Annotated in this window: 15 protein-coding genes; 7 read left to right on the top strand and 8 right to left on the bottom strand. The window is 73.9% G+C overall.

The window, feature by feature from the left end; translation table 11 throughout:
• Positions 1 to 39: 39 nt before the first annotated feature.
• On the bottom strand, positions 40 to 639 hold the full coding sequence (locus ABIA32_RS21510; protein ID WP_370097816.1) for a TetR family transcriptional regulator: 600 nt from the start codon (positions 637 to 639) through the stop codon (positions 40 to 42).
• A 216-nt stretch (positions 640 to 855) separates the two neighbouring features.
• On the opposite strand from ABIA32_RS21510, the gene ABIA32_RS21515 reads away from it, so the two are divergent.
• The 3 genes from ABIA32_RS21515 to ABIA32_RS21525 all read left to right on the top strand — a co-directional run bounded on the left by ABIA32_RS21515 (position 856) and on the right by ABIA32_RS21525 (position 4,041).
• Positions 856 to 2,181, top strand: a complete 1,326-nt coding sequence (locus ABIA32_RS21515; RefSeq protein WP_370097818.1) for a glycosyltransferase family 4 protein — start codon at positions 856 to 858, stop codon at positions 2,179 to 2,181.
• Between the two features lie 76 nt (positions 2,182 to 2,257).
• Positions 2,258 to 2,992 carry a class I SAM-dependent methyltransferase gene (locus ABIA32_RS21520; protein WP_370097821.1) on the top strand — a complete coding sequence of 245 codons (735 nt, stop codon included), beginning with the start codon at positions 2,258 to 2,260 and terminating at the stop codon, positions 2,990 to 2,992.
• Positions 2,989 to 4,041, top strand: coding sequence for a prenyltransferase (locus ABIA32_RS21525; RefSeq protein WP_370097824.1), 1,053 nt, complete (start codon positions 2,989 to 2,991; stop codon positions 4,039 to 4,041). Before ABIA32_RS21520 ends, ABIA32_RS21525 begins: the two co-directional genes overlap by 4 nt.
• 152 nt (positions 4,042 to 4,193) lie before the next feature.
• On the opposite strand, the gene ABIA32_RS21530 is transcribed toward ABIA32_RS21525, so the two are convergent.
• A complete protein-coding gene (locus tag ABIA32_RS21530; RefSeq protein ID WP_370097826.1) occupies positions 4,194 to 4,586 on the bottom strand; it encodes an SRPBCC family protein in 393 nt (130 codons plus the stop codon).
• An 11-nt stretch (positions 4,587 to 4,597) separates the two neighbouring features.
• Positions 4,598 to 8,005, bottom strand: a complete 3,408-nt coding sequence (locus ABIA32_RS21535; protein ID WP_370097828.1) for an AAA family ATPase — start codon at positions 8,003 to 8,005, stop codon at positions 4,598 to 4,600.
• Positions 8,006 to 8,139: 134 nt separating this feature from the next.
• Here ABIA32_RS21535 and ABIA32_RS21540 point away from each other — a divergent pair, with 134 nt between their 5' ends.
• A complete protein-coding gene (locus ABIA32_RS21540; RefSeq protein ID WP_370097830.1) occupies positions 8,140 to 8,514 on the top strand; it encodes a nuclear transport factor 2 family protein in 375 nt (124 codons plus the stop codon).
• A gap of 73 nt (positions 8,515 to 8,587) precedes the next feature.
• Positions 8,588 to 9,358 carry a maleylpyruvate isomerase family mycothiol-dependent enzyme gene (locus ABIA32_RS21545; protein WP_370097833.1) on the top strand — a complete coding sequence of 257 codons (771 nt, stop codon included), beginning with the start codon at positions 8,588 to 8,590 and terminating at the stop codon, positions 9,356 to 9,358.
• Positions 9,359 to 9,509: 151 nt separating this feature from the next.
• Here ABIA32_RS21545 and ABIA32_RS21550 read toward each other — a convergent pair whose 3' ends face one another.
• The 5 genes from ABIA32_RS21550 to ABIA32_RS21570 all read right to left on the bottom strand — a co-directional run bounded on the left by ABIA32_RS21550 (position 9,510) and on the right by ABIA32_RS21570 (position 14,803).
• Positions 9,510 to 10,520, bottom strand: a complete 1,011-nt coding sequence (locus tag ABIA32_RS21550) for an LLM class F420-dependent oxidoreductase (RefSeq protein ID WP_370097836.1) — start codon at positions 10,518 to 10,520, stop codon at positions 9,510 to 9,512.
• Between the two features lie 80 nt (positions 10,521 to 10,600).
• Complete coding sequence (locus ABIA32_RS21555) at positions 10,601 to 11,599, bottom strand: hypothetical protein (RefSeq protein ID WP_370097839.1); 999 nt, start codon at positions 11,597 to 11,599, stop codon at positions 10,601 to 10,603.
• 42 nt (positions 11,600 to 11,641) lie between these two features.
• Complete coding sequence (locus tag ABIA32_RS21560) at positions 11,642 to 12,637, bottom strand: N-acetylmuramoyl-L-alanine amidase (protein ID WP_370097842.1); 996 nt, start codon at positions 12,635 to 12,637, stop codon at positions 11,642 to 11,644.
• A complete protein-coding gene (locus tag ABIA32_RS21565) occupies positions 12,627 to 14,021 on the bottom strand; it encodes a hypothetical protein (protein WP_370097844.1) in 1,395 nt (464 codons plus the stop codon). Before ABIA32_RS21565 ends, ABIA32_RS21560 begins: the two co-directional genes overlap by 11 nt.
• Before the next feature lie 125 nt (positions 14,022 to 14,146).
• A complete protein-coding gene (locus ABIA32_RS21570) occupies positions 14,147 to 14,803 on the bottom strand; it encodes a class I SAM-dependent methyltransferase (protein ID WP_370097847.1) in 657 nt (218 codons plus the stop codon).
• Between the two features lie 141 nt (positions 14,804 to 14,944).
• Here ABIA32_RS21570 and ABIA32_RS21575 point away from each other — a divergent pair, with 141 nt between their 5' ends.
• A complete protein-coding gene (locus ABIA32_RS21575) occupies positions 14,945 to 17,125 on the top strand; it encodes an acyl-CoA dehydrogenase family protein (RefSeq protein ID WP_370097849.1) in 2,181 nt (726 codons plus the stop codon).
• A complete protein-coding gene (locus ABIA32_RS21580; protein WP_370097851.1) occupies positions 17,122 to 18,315 on the top strand; it encodes a lipid-transfer protein in 1,194 nt (397 codons plus the stop codon). Before ABIA32_RS21575 ends, ABIA32_RS21580 begins: the two co-directional genes overlap by 4 nt.
• The last annotated feature ends 32 nt before the right edge of the window (positions 18,316 to 18,347 follow it).

The raw sequence follows: 18,347 nt of genomic DNA on the forward strand, positions 1-18,347 counted from the left end.
TGGTTTCTCGCGCAGTTCCCCGCGCCCCCGGAGGTGCAACTATCCCTCGATGGTCAGCAATTTGCAGGCCGTCTCAAGGTCGATACGCACCTGCGCGATCGACGCCCTTCCCGACAGCCACGTCACCAGCGCCGAGTGCCACGTGTGCTCGATGACCCGCACCGCCGCCAGCTGTTCGCGCGACGGAGCGTGGTCCAGCCCCATCGCGTCCAGGATCAGCGCGCCGGTGATCCGGCTCACCTGGTCCACCTCCGCGCTCACCGAGCGGTCCGCGAAGGTCAGCGCGCGGACCATCGCCTCCGCGAGCTGCGGCTCGCGCTGGAGGCCGCGGAAGGTCCGCATCAGCGTCTCCGCCACCCGTGCTCCCGGGTCGTCGCCCGCGGCGGGATGCTTGCGGGTCTGCTCCTGGAACAGCTGCAGCTGGTCCTGCATCGTCGCGACCAGCAGATGCACCTTCGAGGGGAAGTACCGGTAGAGCGTGCCCAGGGCCACGCCCGCCGTGTCCGCGACCTCCCGCATCTGGACCGCCTCGAAGCCGCCGCGCGACGCCAACTGCGCGGCGGTGTGCAGGATGCGGCGGCGACGTGCCTCCTGCCGCTCGGTGAGCGGCGGCGCCGAGGGCCGCGGGGTGGTCGTCATCGAGAGCTCCTACGTACCTACCACTGGATCCCCGAATGATGGCGCAGAGAGCGGGCGTGGCGCGAATCACCCGCCCCGGCCGATTTCGTAAAGCTACGGACCGGTAATCTTCAAGCTCTCTCGCTGCCGCCCCGCTGGAACGTGTTCTAGATTACCCTGACCGGGGCAGCCCGGGGAGGGCGCAGGAGAAGCAAGAGACCCAGGAGAGGGGTCCAGTTGACCGCGAGCCACGACGAGCCGCTGCGCATCGCCCTGCTCTCGTACAAGGGCAACCCGTTCTGCGGCGGCCAGGGCGTCTACGTCCGGCACCTGTCGCGGGAGCTCGCCCGGCTCGGGCATGACGTGCGCGTGCTCGGCGGTCAGCCGTATCCGACCCTCGACTTCGACGCGGTCGACCCCGACGGGCCCGGTCGGCTCGCCTTCGGCGAGATCGCCAGCCTCGACCTCTACCGCGACCCTGACCCGTTCCGGACGCCCGCGCTCTCCGAGTACCGCGGGCCGGTCGACGTGCTGGAGACGGCGATCATGCGCACCGGCGGCTTCCCCGAGCCGCTGACCTTCAGCCTGCGCGCCCGCCGCCACCTCGCCCAGCACCGTGGCCGCTACGACGTCGTCCACGACAACCAGACCCTCGGCTACGGCCTGCTCGGTCTGGACCGGATCGGCTTCCCGCTGGTGACCACGATCCACCACCCGATCACCGTCGACCGCGCGCTGGACCTCGACGCCGCCGAGGGCCCGCTCAAGAAGCTCTCGGTGCGCCGCTGGTACGGGTTCACCCGGATGCAGCGCCGCGTCGCGGCCCGCCTGGACTCGGTGCTCACCGTCTCGGAGAGCTCCGCCCGCGAGATCGTCGACCACCTCGACGTCGCGCCGCAGCGCGTGCACGTCGTCCCGATCGGCGCGGACGTCGACCTGTGGTCGCCGGACCCGGCCGTCGCCGAGGTGCCCGGGCGGATTGTCACCACCGCCAGCGCCAACGTGCCGCTCAAGGGCCTGGTCCATCTCGTCGAGGCGCTGGCCAAGGTCCGCACCGAGCGCGACGCGCACCTCGTCGTCGTCGGCAAGCGGCCCGAGGGCGGGCCGGTCGCCGAGGCGATCCGGCGGCTCGGGCTGGAGGACGTCGTCGAGTTCCGCGGCGGCATCGACGACGCCGCCTTCGTGGACCTGGTGCGCAGCGCGCAGGTCGCCTGCGTGCCGTCCCTCTACGAGGGCTTCTCGCTGCCGGCCGCCGAAGCGATGGCCACCGGGACACCGCTGGTCGCGACGACCGGCGGGGCGATCCCCGAGGTCGCCGGGCCGGACGGGGAGACCTGCCTGGCCGTGCCGCCGGGCGACCCCGGCGCACTGGCCGCCGCGCTCGGCCGGCTGCTGGACGAGCCGGAGCTGCGCGCCAGGATCGGCGCGGCGGGCCGCGAGCGGGTGCTGGCCCGCTTCACCTGGCGCCGGGCGGCCGAGCTGACCGTCGAGCGGTACCGCGAGGTGATCGCGACCGGGGTCGGGCAGCGTGCCCGGGCCGGCGCCGGCTGGCGCTACGTCTGACGCCCCTCACGATCAACCTCCCTTTCATTCTTCACTCCTGCCTCGCAGTTCACCGCAACCGTTAGGAGCCCCGGCCGTGCTGACCGTCGACTTCTCCCGCTTCCCGATCGCCCCCGGCGACCGGGTGCTCGACCTCGGCTGCGGCGGAGGACGCCACGCCTTCGAGGTGTACCGGCGCGGCGGCCGCGTGGTCGCACTGGACCGCAACGCGGAGGAGATCCGCGAGGTCCGACGCTGGTTCGCAGCGATGGAGCTGGAGGGCGAGGCCCCGGCCGGCGCCTCCGCGATCGCGGTGGAGGGCGACGCGCTGTCGCTTCCCTTCCCCGACGACAGCTTCGACAAGATCATCATCTCCGAGGTGATGGAGCACATCCCGGACGACAAGGGCGTGCTGGCGGAGATGGTGCGCGTGCTGCGCCCCGGCGGCTCGATCGCGATCACCGTGCCGCGCTGGCTGCCCGAGCAGATCTGCTGGGCGCTCTCGGACGCGTACCACGAGGTCGAGGGTGGCCACATCCGCATCTACCGGGGCGAGGAGCTGCTGGAGAAGATGCGCGGCGCCGGTCTCGACCCGTACGGCACGCACCACGCGCACGCGCTGCACTCGCCGTACTGGTGGATCAAGTGCGCGGTCGGCGTCGACAACGACAAGGCGCTGCCCGTGCGCGCCTACCATCAGCTGCTGGTCTGGGACATCGTCGGCGCCCCGGTCATCGGCAAGCTGACCCGCTGGACCGAGAAGGCGCTCAACCCGGCCATCGGCAAGAGCTTCGTCGCCTACGCGACCAGGCCGCACGGGAGCAAGGCGTGAGGACGCTGACCCTGGACGGCGTGCTGACCGCCGAGCAGGCGGCGGCGACCGTGCGCAGCATCCTCGCGGAGCAGCGTGCCGACGGCGCGATCCCGTGGTTCACCGGCGGCCATCTCGACCCATGGGACCACGTCGAGGCGGCCATGGCGCTGGACGTCGCGGGCGAGCACGCCGCGGCGGAGGCCGCGTACCGCTGGCTGATGCGGTGTCAGAACGCGGACGGCTCCTGGTACGCCGCGTACCGGGAGGGGGAGCCGAGCGACCTCAACCGCGAGTCCAACTTCTGCGCGTACATCGCGGTCGGCGCCTGGCACCACCATCTGGCGACGGGCGACGACTCCTTTCTGGAGGAGATCTGGCTCACCGTCAGCCGGGCGGTGGCCTTCGTGCTGGAGCTCGGCCGCGCGGACGGAACGGTCTCCTGGCGGCGCGAGGAGAACGGCTCGACACCCGACGAGGCCCTGCTGACCGGCTGCTCCAGCGTCCACCACGCGCTGCGCTGCGCGCTGGCGATCGCGGAGTACCTGGAAGAGCCGCAGCCGGACTGGGAACTGGCGGCGGGTCAGCTCGGCCACGCCGTGGCCCATCACCCGGAGCGCTTCCTCGACAAGGACCGTTATTCGATGGACTGGTACTACCCGGTCCTCGGCACGGCGCTGCGCGGCGAGGCGGCGAAGGAGCGGATCGAGCGCGAATGGGACCGCTTCGTCGTTCCCGGGCTGGGCGTGCGCTGCGTCTCCGACCGTCCGTGGGTCACCGGCGGCGAGAGCGCGGAGCTGGCGCTGGCCCTGTGGGCGATCGGCGAGTCGACGCGGGCGGTGGAGATCCTCCAGTCCATCCAGCACCTGCGCCACGAGGACGGCGCCTACTGGACCGGCTACGTCTTCGAGGACGACGCGATCTGGCCCGAGGAACGCACGACCTGGACGGCGGGTGCGCTGCTGCTCGCGGTAGCGGCGCTGGGCGGCGACGAGGCGACGATGACGATCTTCGGCGGCGACAGCCTCCCAGCCGGCCTGACGGCCGACTGCTGCGGGGCGCTGCGCTAGCCCTCACTCCTCCGGCCAGTTGCAACCCCCCCAGGGGCGCGAGGCTCTGCTCGATGAACTGCGTGCGCCGACAAGCCACCCTGGGTGGTGAGTCGCCGAACGAGCAGGGCCATCCGCACAGGGTGGTTTCTCGCGCCCCTGGGGAGCTGCAATTAGGCGCCCGTTGCCAGCGCTGCCAGGCGGTGCAGCGAGGTATGGATCACCGCTCGCTGTGTCGCAAGACGGGCTGCCTCCGACTCGGGAATCTCGACGTGGGCGGACAAGCGGGTGCCTCCGCCCGTGCCCGCGGTCAGGCGCCATTCGAAGACCAGGTCGGAGACGAGGCAGGAGATCCGCACCATGCCGTTCGCGCGGCTCGCGCAAAGCTGCTGTGGCATCGGGAAGTCCGGGTAGCCGTCCGGATAGAGGGTGTAGCCCTCGGCCGTCGTCGCCTCGACGCTGCCGACCCCTGCCCACCAGTGGGGGAAGGACGTCGGGTCGTAGAGCAGCTTCCATACCTCCTCCGGTGGCGCGGAGATGGTCAACTCCTCGTCGAAATCCGGCATCTGATATCTCCTCAATTCTCTTTCGCTGCGACGGCGGCGAGATCCGCCCTGACCGCCGCCAGCTCGCGGGCCGGTTCGACGAGCGCGCTGATCGGTGGTCGGCCCAGGTCGATCAGCGACCCGACCAGCGCGTCGCCGTCGATGCGGCCGCTGCTCCGCTCCCACGCCGCCGCCGACTCGCGCAGGCGCGCCGCCGCCGTCCGCGCGTCGCCCTCGGCGAGGGCGATCAGGCCCTGGACGTGGCTCATCCTGGCGACCAGCGTCTCGGGAAAGTCGCCCAACGAGACCGGCTCCAGCGCGGCCGCGCGCAACTGCGCCGTCGCCTCCTCCGGACGCCCCGCGCGGGCCAGCGTCTCGGCGAGGAGCAGCCGCGTGCGCGGGCGGCTGACGGGTGCCTCGGCCAGGGCGAGCGCCTCCGCGAGCTCGGCCGCCGCCGTGGTCGGATCGCCCTCGGCCAGGGCGAGTTGGCCACGGTCGTGATGGGTGAGCGCGATCAGGTCGGCGAGACCCGTACGGGCGGCGACCTCCTCGCCCGCTGTGCAGGCGACGCGGGCCTCGGCCGTCCGCCCGAGCCGGCACAGTACCGCCGTGCGGGCGGAGTGCGTGCAGACCGTGCTCCGCAGGAGGCCGTTGGGGACGACCACTGCCAGGCAGCGCTCGGTGAAGTCCAGCGCGCGCTCCCAGTCCCCGGCGCAGGCCGCGGCGCTGGCCGCGTTGATCAGGCAGCTGTACGCCAGCTCCGGCCGGCCCGCGCGTCCGGCTGCCGCTGCGCCGGCGATCAGCGGGGCGAAGCTGTCGGTGAACTGCCCGGCCCGGATCAGCGCGTGGCCGCGCGCCAGCCCGATGTCGTTGGCCAGCAAGTCACTTGGGGTGCGGCGGCCGATCACCTCGGCGACCTCGCGCAGGATCCGGTCTACTTCCGCCGGGTCGCCCGCAACGGCATGCGCCCACGCGAGCCCGGCCAGCGCCTCGGCGCGGATGCCCGGATCGTGGCTCTCGGGCGAGCGGTCGAGCAGGTCCAGCACGAGGGTGAAGCTGCGCCGCGACTCGCGCGGGTGGCAGACCCCGCCGCGCAGCCAGTAGCCGCGTCGCAGCCACGCGTGCACCTGCGACTCGGCGTCCTCGGGCGCGATCAGTTCCAGGGCCCGCTCGAAGGCCGCGTCGGACTCGGGCAGCCGCCCCTGCCACGCCTCGACCTCGGCGAGCTCCACGAGCAGCTCCGGCGTGTCCGGCACCAACGCGAGGGCCTCCCGCAGGAATCCGGCCGCCTCCCGCAGCGCGCAGACGCCCCGCGCCGCGCCCGCCGCCTCGGCGTAGCGGGCGGCGGCGGCAGCGGGCTCCCCGGCCAGCCGCAGATGCCGCCCCAGCTCGGCGGCGAACCGCGCCCGCCCGGTCTCCGCGTGCCGCACCCCGCCTGCGGCGGGCACGGACGCGCCGACGCTCGCGCGCTCGGGTGAGGCGGCGGGATGCGTCGACCCACGGCCTCCTGCCTCCGCCGCCTCCGAGCGTGCCCGCTCGCCGCGGCTCGGCATGACGCCTGCCGCACCGCCCGATGCGGGCCGATGCGGGCCGGGCCTCGTCGAATCGCCGTCTCCGGCTGCCGCGCCCGCCGCGCCCGAGGCGCTCGATACGAGGTTCGTAGCGCCGAGGGAGGCGGAGGAAGCCTCGGCCCCGGGGTAGGACCGGGCGGCCAATGCCACGGCCAGCGCGGCGTGGGTCGCGGCGCGTTGGGGGCCGGGAAGGTCCGCGTAGCAGGCGTCGCGGAGGAGGGCGTGGCGGAAGCCGATGCCGGAGGCGTCCGCCAGGAGGAGTCCGGAACTCAACGCCTCCGTCGCCGCCGCCGACGCGTCGGGGAGCGGCAGGGAGCGGAGCTCCGGCATCGACAGCGGGCGGCCCGCCGCGGCGATGTAGGTGACCGCCTGGCGCGCCGTCGGTGTCAGTCGGCTGATGGCCGCGTGGACGGCTCCGCGCAGTCCCGCCGCGAGGTCGGCGTCGCGCAGCGCCGCAGCGCGGGCGGCCTCCACCGCGAGCAGCGGATTGCCGTCCGCGAGCCGGGCGATGCGCGCTGCCTGGGTCACCGTCAGTCCCGGCTGCTCCAGCGCCAGTTGCTTGAGGACAGCGTCCGGCAGCGGTGCCAGCTCCAGCTCCGCGCTCACGCTGCCGGAGGCGTGCAGCGCGGCCAGTACGGCGTCCAGCCGACGGTGGCCCGGGAGCCTGCGACGGGTCAGCACGACGAGGCAGAACGACTGCCCCGCCAGCCGACGGCCCGCGTACGCGAGCAGATCCAGGCTGGACGGGTCGGCCCGGTGCACGTCCTCGAGGACCAGCAGCAGCGGGCCCTCCCGCGCGACCCGCAGCAGCAGCTGCGTGGAGTGTTCGAGCTGCCGCAGGTGCTCGGCGTGCGGGTCGACGCGAGGTTCGGCTCGATCGCCGGGATCGGCCACCTCGGCCAGGACCTCCGCCCAGAGCGCGAACGGGACGCCGTCCGCCAGCGCGTCCGCGTATCCGGCCAGGGTACGGACGCCCTCGTCGTCGAGGCGTCGCCGCAGCTCGGTGACGAGGAGCGTCTTGCCCATCCCGCCGTCGCCCGCCAGGGCGACCACGGAACCGCGGCCCTGCGCCGCCTCCCGCCAGGCCCGGTCCAGCGCGGCGACCTCCGCGCCGCGCCCGCGCACCCGCGTGGGCGCAGGGGCCGCGCGCGGACCGGCCTCTGCCCGGTCGGCGGCGCGGAGCCTGCGCGCCAGTGCGGCCAGCTCCGGCCCCTCGGCGATGCCCAGCTCGCGCTGGAGCCGACGCCGCAGTCCCGCGTGGACCGCGAGGGCGGCCGGGCGGTTGCCCGAGGCGGCGAGCAGCTCCATCAGCTCCGCGGCGGCGTCCTCGTCGTACGGACGAAGCGCCAGGCGCTGACCTGCTGCGGCGAGGGCCGGGCCGAGTTCACCGCTCTCGCGCGCCGTGCGCGCCGTCTGCGCGAGCAGGGCGGCGACCCGCACCTGGTGCTCCTCGCGGGCGGTGACGGCCCAGTCCTGCTCGAAGGAGGGCAGCAGCTCACCTCGGCACAGCGCCATCGCCTCCCGATCGCGGCCGTCCGCCGCCAGCCGGGCGAACTCCGCGAGATCCACGGTCAGGCCCTCGGCGCGCAGCCCGACGCAGGCTCGGTCGGCGATCAGGTGGCCCTCGGCGGCCGGACCGAGCGCGGCGCGCAGCGCCCAGACGGTGCTGCGCAGGCTGGCGCGGGCGGCCGGCTCCGGCGCGGCGGGCCAGAAGGCCCCGGCGACCCGTCCCCGCGGGTGCGGGCCGGGGGCGAGCGCGAACCAGGCCAGCAGCTCCCTGGCCCGTCCGGCGGGCAGCGCGACGGGGCACCCGTCGAGCTCCACCTCCAGCTCGCCGAGCAGCCGGATCCCCAGCCTGCCGGTCTCCACCCCTCCAGGTTAGTGCCGCGCCCGCCGGCGGCCCCTGCCGCGACCAGCGCGTTGACGGTGGATTGACGGTCGCGGAGGAGCGTCGACACCGAACAGGAGAACCGCAGGAACGACCAAGAAGGGCGGGACCCGAGATGAGCACCCTGAAGACCACCCCCGCGTTCGACACCGAGGCCCTGCGCCGCGGCATCGAGGAGCGCGACGCGGCCACGCTGCGCGCCCTGTACGCGGACGACGCCGAGCTGACCCTCGTCGACCGGCGGGACCAGCCCAGCCACCCGCTGACGTTCATCGGCGGCGACGCCATCGCGGCGTACCAGGCCGAGATCAGCAGTCGGGACATGGAGCACCGGCTGGAGCGCGTCGTCGTCGACGCCACCGGTGAGCACGCCGCCTTCCTGGAGGCCTGCCGCTACCCGGACGGCACCCGCGTGGTCTGCGCGGCCGTGCTGGACCTGCGCGACGGACGCGTCGTCCGCCAGAGCGGCGTCCAGGCCTGGGACGAGTGAGCCCGCCCGCGTGAGTCGAGGTGAAGACTCCCTGCCCGGACGTGCGCACCGGTGTCGGTGCTAGCGTCCGGGCATGGGAATGGACTGGCTGACACACGACCGGTATCTCGACTCTGCTGCGGCAGACGGGCGCAGGCTCGCCGGGGCTGTCGCAGCCGGAGACCTCGCCGCGACTGTGCCGAGCTGCCCGGAGTGGACGCTGCGGGACCTGGCCTTCCACCAGGGCATGGTGTTCCGCTGGATCGGCGAGATCGTCGCGCGCAAGGCGCAGCAGCGGCTGCCGTTCAAGGAGGTCCCCGACCGCGAGATGCCGGCCGGCGGCGAGGCCGCCTGGCTCCAGGCGGGCGCCGACCGCACGATCGCGCTGCTGCGCGAGACCGGCCCGGACCTCGACGTGTGGGGCTGGGCCGGCACCGGCGGCACCCGCTGGTGGGCCCGCCGGATCGCGCACGAGACCCTGGTCCACCGCATCGACGGCGATCTGACGGCCGGTCTGCTGCCGGAGGCCGCCGCCGACCTGGCGGCCGACAACATCGACGAACTGCTCACCAACGCCACCGACGCCACGGCCCGCGCCTTCACCGCCCGCGACCGCCTCGCCGGCGAGGGCGACAGCCTCCACCTCCACTGCACGGACGTCCCCGGCGAGTGGCAGCTCCTGCGCACCCCCGAGGGCTTCACCTTCTCCTACGGCCACGCCAAGGCCGACGCCGCAGTGCGCGGCACCGCGCTCGACGTGATGCTCTGGCTCAACGGCCGCCTGCCGCAGGGTGCGGTCGGCCCGGAGCTGTTCGGTGAGGCCCACGTCCCGCAGCTGTGGCGCGAGGGCCTGAGCCTGAACTGACAGGGAAGTTGCACCACCCAAACCACCCTGCGCGGATGGCCCTGCGCGTTGAGGACCCCCTGCATGTCGGTGGCTTCTCGCGCAGTTCCCCGCGCCCCTGGAGGGTGTAACTGGCCGTTTCAGCGAAGGTGTCCCCGGCCTCGGGCGGAGCCTAGAGCACCAGTTCCGCCAGCGTGCGCAGCGTCGCCGGGTCGCGGGAGGTGATGAGCAGGTCCGTGACCGGCGTGGAGCGCCACGCTGCGACGCGGTCGGCGATGCGGGCGCGGGAGCCGACCAGGCTGATCTCGTCGGCGAAGGCGGCGGGGACAGCCGCGATCGCCTCCTCGCGGCGGCCGGCCAGGAACAGCTCCTGGATGAGCCGGGCCTCTGCCTCGTAGCCCATCCGGGCCATCAGGTCGGCGTGGAAGTTCTTGGCCTGCGTGCCCATCCCGCCGATGTAGAAGCCGAGCATCGCGCGGATCGGCGCGAGCCCCTCCGCCACGTCCTCGCAGACGCGGGCGTGGACCATGGGCGCGACCATGAAGCCGGGCCGGGCGTTCGCCAGCGGCTCGGCGTAGAGGTCGGCCCGGTCGGGGGAGAAGTAGAGCGGGAGCCAGCCGTCGGCGATCCGGGCGGTCTGGGCGATGTTCTTCGGGCCCTCCGCGCCGAGCAGGATCGGGATGTCCGGGCGCAGCGGGTGCAGGATCGGCTTGAGCGCCTTGCCCAGGCCGGTGCCGTCCGGGCCGGTGTAGGGGAGCGGGTGGAAGCGGCCGTCCAGGGCGACCGGCTTCTCGCGCCGCAGCGTCTGCCGGATGACGTCGACGTACTCGCGCACGGCCGTCAGCGGCGAGCGCGGGAACGGGCGGCCGTACCAGCCCTCGACGACCTGCGGGCCGGAGAGGCCGAGGCCGAGCAGCAGGCGGCCGCCGGAGAGGTGATCGAGCGTCATGGCGTGCATGGCCGTGGCGGTCGGGGTCCGGGCGGCCATCTGCGCGATGCCGGTGCCGAGCCGGATCCGGCTGGTGTGGGCGGCGATCCAGGTCAGCGGCGTGAAGGCGTCGGAGCCCCAGGACTCTGCGGTCCAGACGGAGTCGAAGCCGAGCCGCTCGGCCTCCTGGGCGAGTTCGACGAAGCCCTGCGTGGGGGCCGCACCCCAGTAGCCGAGGACGAGACCGAGGCGCATGACGAGACCCCCACGCTTGGCTGACGGAGCGTCAGATTAGCGTGGGGGTCGCCAAATGTCAGCTACAAGCAGGGCGGGGATCAGCCTCGCTGGATACCCGAGGTGTCGGCGAGCAGGCCGCGCTTGCCCTCCTGGGTCTGCGTCAGCAGGGCGTCGCCGCGCTGGGCGATGGCCAGGTACCAGGTGCCGGGCACCAACTCGCCGACCGGCGCGCCCTTCGGGTCGCCCTCGGGGGCGAGCGGGCGGGCGGCGGGGACGGCGAACCAGAACGGAGCGAAGGCCGGGGTCGGCGGCTGCGCGGGAGCGGGGGCCGGGGGCGGCGTGCGGGAGCCGAGCGGCAGCGTGGCCGGGACGGTCGGCGGCTCGTCCTGCGGCTCCGGCGTCGGCGTGGCCAGCGGGGACGGCGTGGGCGTGGGCGCAGGGGTCGGGTGCGGCGCGGCCTGAGCCGGCTCCGGCCCGGTGAACGGCTGCCCCGGGTGGGCCTGCTGGACGGGCTGGCCGCCGAAATGGCCCACGTGCGGCTGCGATTCCGCCGGCGCGCCGAACCCCTGGGCGCCGTAGCCCTGCGATCCGGTCGGCGCGGCCGGTGCCGCTTCGGGCAGCAGCGGTGCGGTCAGCAGCGGGACCAGCGGACCCGCGACGGCGAGGAATACGGCCAGCGCGGAGAAGAGGAACGCCAGGAACGCGCCGAGCTCCGGGCTCGAGGTGGCGTTGGCGCGGCCCCAGATGGCCCCCGACGGCGAGCCGAACAGCGACCAGAGCGCGGACCAGGCCGAGGCGACCGTCAGCACCGTGCCCCAGGCGCGCAGCGGGATGCCGAGCACGGCGCGGTCCTCCGGCAGCCTCCGCCCCAGCAGCACCAGGCCCACGCCGATGATGCCGAGGAAGAAGACGCTCGGCAGCAGCGGGAACAGGTCCGTGTTCCACGCGTTCGTCGACGCGCAGTCGGTCGGGGCCCCATCGATGCCCGAGCACTGAATCCCTCCCGCGGTGTAGTACGTGAGGAAGGAGGAGATGAAGAGAAGCAGCGCCGATGCCGCCAGTGCGGCGTCCCCCCTGGTGACGGTTCGCAGATTCACCGAGTAGGCCTCTCGTGAGTTTTGGGACCGCTTGGGACCGTATCAGCCCGAGGTGTGGCTCTCGTGCAGGACAAACTGGCTGAGTCCGTTCGCGATGCCCTGCGCCGCCGACTGGCGCCACGTCGAGGAGGTGAGCTTGGCTGCGTCGTCCGCGTCGCGCATGTTCGCGCACTCGATGAAGACCTTCGGCACCGTGGAGAGGTTCAGGCCGCCCAGGTCGCTGCGGATGTCGTAGCCCGTGCCGCCGTTGATGTAGGTGGCGTAGTGCTCGCCGGTCGCGGAGGCGAAGGCGGAGCGGACGTCCATCCCGAGCGCGTGCGACGGCGCGACGATGGCGCTGTTGTCGACGCCACCGGACGTCACCGCGCTCGGCATGATCACGTGGAAGCCGTAGTCGGACGCGCCGGCCCCGTCGGCGTGGATGGAGATCGCGGCGTCGGCGTGCGCCCGGTTGCCGATCGCGGCGCGCTCGGTGATGCAGGGCCCCCACGGCGTGTTGCCGTCCTGGGTGAAGACGACCTTCGCGCCCTCGGCCTGCAGCAGGGTGCGCACCCGCCGCGCCACGTCGAGGGTGAACTGCGCCTCGGGGTAGCCCGCGTTCGTGGAGGCGCCGGTCGTGTCGCACTCCTTGCTGCCGTTGCCGATGAAGACGTTGCTGTTGATCTCACTCGGGTGGTCGACGTTGTTCGGGTTGTGGCCCGGGTCGATCACGATCACCTTGCCGGCCAGCGGCTTGCCCGCCGTCCCGCTGGGCGAGGACGAGGCGGAGCCGCTCGGGGCCCCCGAGGCGCCCGAGGTTCCGGAGGCGGTGGACGAGGCGGAGCCCGAGCCGGAGGGGGACGCGCCGCCGACGTGGTCCCCGCCGGGCTGTCCTGCGGCCGCCCGGCTCGCCGAACCGGATGCCGCGCCCTTGGCGCCTTCGCCCGCTATGGCCTGCCAGCCGAGCCAGCCCGCGAAGCAGAGCGGCACGAGCGCGGCGAGCACCAGGACGAGGGTCGCGCCCCTGGTGCGCGGGGACGTGTGCTGCTCAGATGTCATCTTTGGTCCATGAGTGCAGTCCGTACTGTGCGGCGATCGCGTTCCACTGTGCCACGAAGGCGGCCTTGTCCGAGCTGGCCTGCGCACTGGAGGCGGTGGCGGCGGTGAAGTCGCTGGTCTTCGTCGTGGCGGGGCCGGGTGCGGTGCAGCCGCTGGAGATCAGCGAGCCGGCCCAGGCGGCGTAGGAGCTGTCCGCGCTCGCCGACTCCTGCTCGGCCTTGGCGAGCGACTGCATCATCGCGGTGCCGTTCGGCAGCTGCGAGACGTCCAGCTGGCCGATCTTGGTGACCAGGCTCTGCCGGTCGGTCGCCGCCGCCTGGAAGGCGGACTGTGCGGCGCTGAGGTTCGTGCAGCTGCCGGCGTCGGTGGCGGCGGAGGCGACCTGCCGGCGGTCGGTGGCACTCTGTCCCAGCACGCCGTCGACGGCGTCGGCCTGGGACTTCGCCGCGGCGCTCGCGGTGTCCGAGGGCGACGCGGAATCCGACGCGGAGGGCGAGGCCGAGTCGGACGCGGGGGCCGAGGAACTGCTGCCGGCCGAGCCGGACGGAGCCGCGGGGACGCCGGTCGACGACGCGGTGGGCGTCCTGCCGATCCCGAGCCCCCACACCGCGCCGACCCCGAGCAGCGCTGCCACGACCACGACCAACGCGACGAGCAGCGGCAGGTTCGACCGCGCGGGCGCCGGCGCGGGCGCTGCCGGGGTCGGCGGCGGGTAGCTCGGTCCGGACGCCTGGTACGGCGGCGGGGGATACCCGGGCCCGGACGGTGCGCCGCCACCTCCCTGGGGTGCGTGGCCGACTCCCGGTGGCGTGTAGCCGGCGGCGGGCGGTGCGTACGAGACGCCTGGCGGCGTGTAGGGCGAGCCCCCGGCGGGGCCGTAGCCCGGCGTCGGCGGGGCCGCTTGAGCGGGAGGCGTCGGTGCGGAGACGGGGGCCGAGCTGAAGTTCGGCACCGTCGGCGTCGCCCTCGGTGCGGGCGCGGGGCCCGGCCCCTGCGTCGGCGCCTCGGCTGGCGACGCGGCTGCACTCGCGGCGGTCGGCGCGTAGGGGCGCACGACGGGCTGGTCCAGCTCGGTGGGGACGGGCTCAGGTCCCGGTCCGGCCTGGGCCTGGGCCGGGATTGGCGAGGCCGTGGGCGCGGCGGGTCCGCCCGAGGGACCGGGCGGCACGGGAGGCATGACGGCGGTCTGCTCCTCGGGAGCGGCATCCTGAGGCGGCGTGCCCGGCGTGCCCGGCGTGCCCGGCGCGTCCTCGGGGCCCGGGGGCACGGCGTCGCTCTTGCGCAGCGGCGTCGTCTTCGGCTCGCCGCGGCGGACCCAGCCGCCGGCCCCGTCTCTGGCCGTCGGATCCCACACCGCGGGCGCGGTGTTGTCCTGCTCGCTCACTTGCCCACCTCTGTTCCCCGTACCGATGGCGGCCACGGTATCGAAACGCGGGTGCGGGCAGGCGATTTTGCCGAGGATCAAGATCCGGCCGCCGGAGAACAGCGACGGCGATCCGTTCCCGGGGATCAGCCCCGGCGGCGCAGCACGCGCAGCGAACCCGTCACCGAGAGCTCCTCGAACCCATCCGCGAGCGCGCGCAGGTAGACCCGGTACGGGGCCTGTCCGCCGTCGGCCGGGTCGGGGAAGACGTCGTGCACGACCAGCAGCCCCTCGGGGGCGAGGTGCGGGACCCAGCCCTCGTAGTCGCCGGTCGCGTGCTCGTCGGTGTGCCCGCCGTCGACGAAGACCAGGCCGAGCGGGGCGCCCCAGAGCGCGGCCAGCTGCGGCGAGCGGCCTACCAGCGCCACGACGTGCGGTTCGAGGCCCGCCGCGTGCAGTGTGCGGCGGAAGCTGGGCAGCGTGTCCATCAGTCCGACCTCGGGGTCGACCAGGCTGCTGTCGTGGTACTCCCAGCCCGGCTGCTGCTCCTCCGAGCCCCGGTGGTGGTCGACCGTCACCGCGACGGTGCCGCCGATCCGCGCGGCCTCGGCCATCAGGATCGTGGACCGCCCGCAGTAGGTGCCGACCTCCAGCAGCGGCAGCCCCGTCCGCTCGGCCGCCTCCACGGCGGCGGCGTACAGGGCCAGGCCCTCGTTCAGGGGCATGAACCCGGTCGCCGCCTCGAAGGCGGCCAGCACGCCGGCCTCCGGCCGAGTCCCGTTGATCTCTCGCGTCGCGTCCATAGCCGGCCACCCTACCGGCGGGTCACATCGTCCGGAACGGTCGGTTGCGGGTCGGCTCCGGAGCCGGTTCCTTTCGCGGACTTCCCAATTTCTGCAACGCGTTCTAATCTGACGCCACGTCAGTTGCGGGAAGGGGCGTAGATGGCCATCGGCATCAGCGAAGAGCACCGGGAGCTGCGGAGCTCGGTGCGGCGCTGGCTGGAGCGGGAAGTGTCCGGTGCGGTGGTCAGGGGCGCGCTGGCGGAGGGGCCGGGGGCGGTGGGGACCGCCCGGCCCCTGTGGTGGAAGGGGTTGGCCGGGCAGGGGATGCTCGGCCTGCACCTGCCGGAGGCGGTCGGCGGGGGCGGCGGCGGGCTGCTGGACCTGGCGGTCGTGGTGGAAGAGAGCGGCCGGGCCCTGTTGCCCGGGTCCTTCCTTCCCACCGTCCTCGCCTCCGCGCTGCTCGCCCAGGCCTGGCCGGTGGACTCGCAGGGCCGACTCGCGGCTCTCGCCGAGGGGGAGCTGAGCGCGGCGGTGGCCTGGGACGGAGCCGCCAGCGTGACCGACGGGCGCTTGCGCGGAAGCGCCGCCGTGGTCCTCGGCGCCGCCGAGGCGGACGTGCTGCTGGTGCGCGCCGCCAACGCTGCCGACGTCGGCTCCTGGTACCTCGTCCAGGCATCCGGGGCGCGGATCACGCCGCTGACCGCGCTCGATCTCAGCCGTGGCCTCGCCCGCGTCGACTTCGACGACGCGCCCGCCGAGCCGGTGGGAATCGCTGACGCCGACGCGGTGATCGCCACGCTGCTCGCCGCCGAGGCCGGCGGCCTGGCCCGCTGGGCGCTGGAGACCGCCGTCGCACACGCCAAGGTGCGCGAGCAGTTCGGGCGGCCGATCGGCCAGTTCCAGGCCGTCAAGCACCTCTGCGCCGGGCTGCTGGTCCGCGCCGAGAAGGCCGCCGCCGCGACCTGGGCCGCCGCCCGCGAGACGACGCCGCTGACCGCTGCCGTCGCCGCCGCCCTCGCCGTCGACGCGGCCTGCGCCAACGCGGAGGACTGCATCCAGATTCTCGGCGGCATCGGCTTCACCTGGGAGCATGACGCCCACCTGCGCCTGCGCCGCGCCTTGACGCTGCGCCAACTGCTCGGTGGCGACGGTGCACTGTGGCGGCGCGTCGCCGAAGCGGCCGCCGCGCAGTCGGGGGAGTGGCGTCCGGAGCTGGAACTGCCCGCCGAGGCGGAGGAGTTCCGCGCGGAGGCACGTGCGGCCGCCGCCTCCGTGCGCGGGCTGGAGCCCGCCGAACAGCGTCGCTGCCTCGCCCCGGGCGGCTGGGCCGCGCCGCACCTGCCGCCGCCCTACGGCCTTGGCGCGAACGCGCTGCGTCAACTCGTCGTCGAGCAGGAGCTGCGCGCCGCCGAGGTGCGGCTGCCGGACCTCACCATCGGCAACTGGATCGTCCCCTCTCTCGTCGCGCACGGCACCGACGCGCAGCGCGAACGGCTGCTGATGCCGACCCTGCGCGGCGAGATCACCTGGTGCCAGCTCTTCTCCGAGCCCGAGGCCGGCTCCGACCTCGCCGCGCTCCGCACCCGCGCCGTCCGCCAGGAGGACGGCAGTTGGCGCGTCGACGGCCAGAAGGTGTGGACCTCCAGCGCCCGCAGCGCCGACTTCGGCATCCTGCTGGCCCGCACCTCGCCGGAGAAGCCCAAGCACAAGGGCCTCACCTACTTCGTCGTCGACATGCGCAACACCCCCGGCGTCGACATCCGCCCGCTGCGCGAGCTCACCGGCGACGCGGTGTTCAACGAGATCTTCCTGGACGACGTCCGGCTGCCCGCCGACGCCGTCGTGGGCGCGGTGGACGAAGGCTGGCGCGTCGCCCGCCACACCCTCGGCAACGAGCGCGTGCACATGTCCGACGCGAGTCCGACCGGGCCCGCCGTTCAGCGACTGCTGCGCGCGCCGGGCGCGGACCCGGCCACCGTCGGCCGACTCGCCGCCGACGAGCACGTGCTGACCTGCATCGATCTGCGGTCCACGCTCAGCGCGCTGGACGGCCTGGACCCGGGCGCGGGCGGCAGCGTGCGCAAGCTCGTCTCGGCCCCGCACGCGCAGCGCGTCGCCGCGTACGCGCTGGAGCTGTGCGGGCCTGCGGGCGCCGTCTACGAGGGCGTCGGCCGCGAGTCCGGGCACGCGCTGCTGATGTCGCGCTGCCTGACCATCGCCGGCGGCACCACGCAGGTCCAGCTCAACGTCGTGGCCGAGCGGATCCTCGGCCTCCCGCGCGACCCCGCACCCGAATCCGGACCGCTGTCCGCATCGACCGAGAAGAAGAGTGGCGTATGACCGAGAAGGTGTTCCTCGTCGGCGTCGGCATGACCAGGTTCGAGAAGCCGGAGACGCGCGACTGGCAGTACTGGGACATGGCCAAGGAGGCCGGGGACGCGGCCCTCGCGGACGCGGGCATCGGCTACGAGCTGATCGAGCAGGCCGCCGTCGGCTACTGCCACCAGCAGTCAACGGCCGGGCAGCGCGCCGTCTACGAGATCGGCCTGACCGGCATCCCGGTCTACAACGTCAACAACAACTGCGCCACCGGCTCGTCCGCGCTCATGATGGCCCGGCAGTTCGTCGCGGGCGGGCTGAACGACTGCGTGCTCGCGCTCGGCTTCGAGAAGATGAGCAAGGGCGCGCTCGGCGCGGGCAGCGGCGCGGACGGCTTCGCGGTCAGCCCGGTCGCCCGCCACTACGGCATCATGGCCGCCAAGCACGGCTTCGAGATGAGCCCGCCCACCGCGCAGATCTTCGGCAACGCCGCCCGCGAGCACATGGAGCGCTACGGCACCACCGCCGAGCAGCTCGCGCTCGTCGGCGTGAAGAACCATCGCCACTCCACGGCCAACCCGCGCGCGCAGTTCCGCGACGAGTACACGCTGCAGGAAGTGCTGGACGCGAAGACCATCCACGCGCCGCTCACCAAGTTCCAGTGCTCGCCCACCTCCGACGGCGCCGCCGCCGCGATCGTGGTCAGCGAGCGCTTCGTGCGCGAGCACAGCCTGCAGGACCGGGCCGTCGAGATCGTCGCCCAGGCGATGACCACGGACACGGCGGAGAGCTTCGCCTCCGGCTCCTGCATCGACGTGGTCGGCAAGCCGATGTCGCGGGAGGCCGGCCGCGCGGTCTTCGCGCAGTCCGGCCTCGCTATCGAGGACGTCGACGTCATCGAGCTGCACGACTGCTTCTCCATCAACGAGTTGCTCACCTACGAGGCGCTGGGCATGTGCGCGGACGGTGAGGGCGGCAAGCTCGTCGCCGACGGCGCGACGAGCTACGGCGGCCGCTGGGTGGTCAACCCCTCCGGCGGACTGATCTCCAAGGGCCACCCGCTCGGTGCGACGGGGCTGGCCCAGGCCGCCGAACTGGTCTGGCAGCTGCGCGGCGAGGCGGAGGGACGCCAGGTGCCGGACGCCCGGGTAGGCCTGGCGCACAACATCGGCCTCGGCGGCGCGGCCGTGGTCACCCTCCTGCGTCGCTGACCCTGCTGTGCGAGGACTCACCGCTGACTCAC

The sequence above is a fragment of the Streptacidiphilus sp. MAP12-20 genome, from assembly GCF_041262525.1.
Classification (GTDB): domain Bacteria; phylum Actinomycetota; class Actinomycetes; order Streptomycetales; family Streptomycetaceae; genus Streptacidiphilus.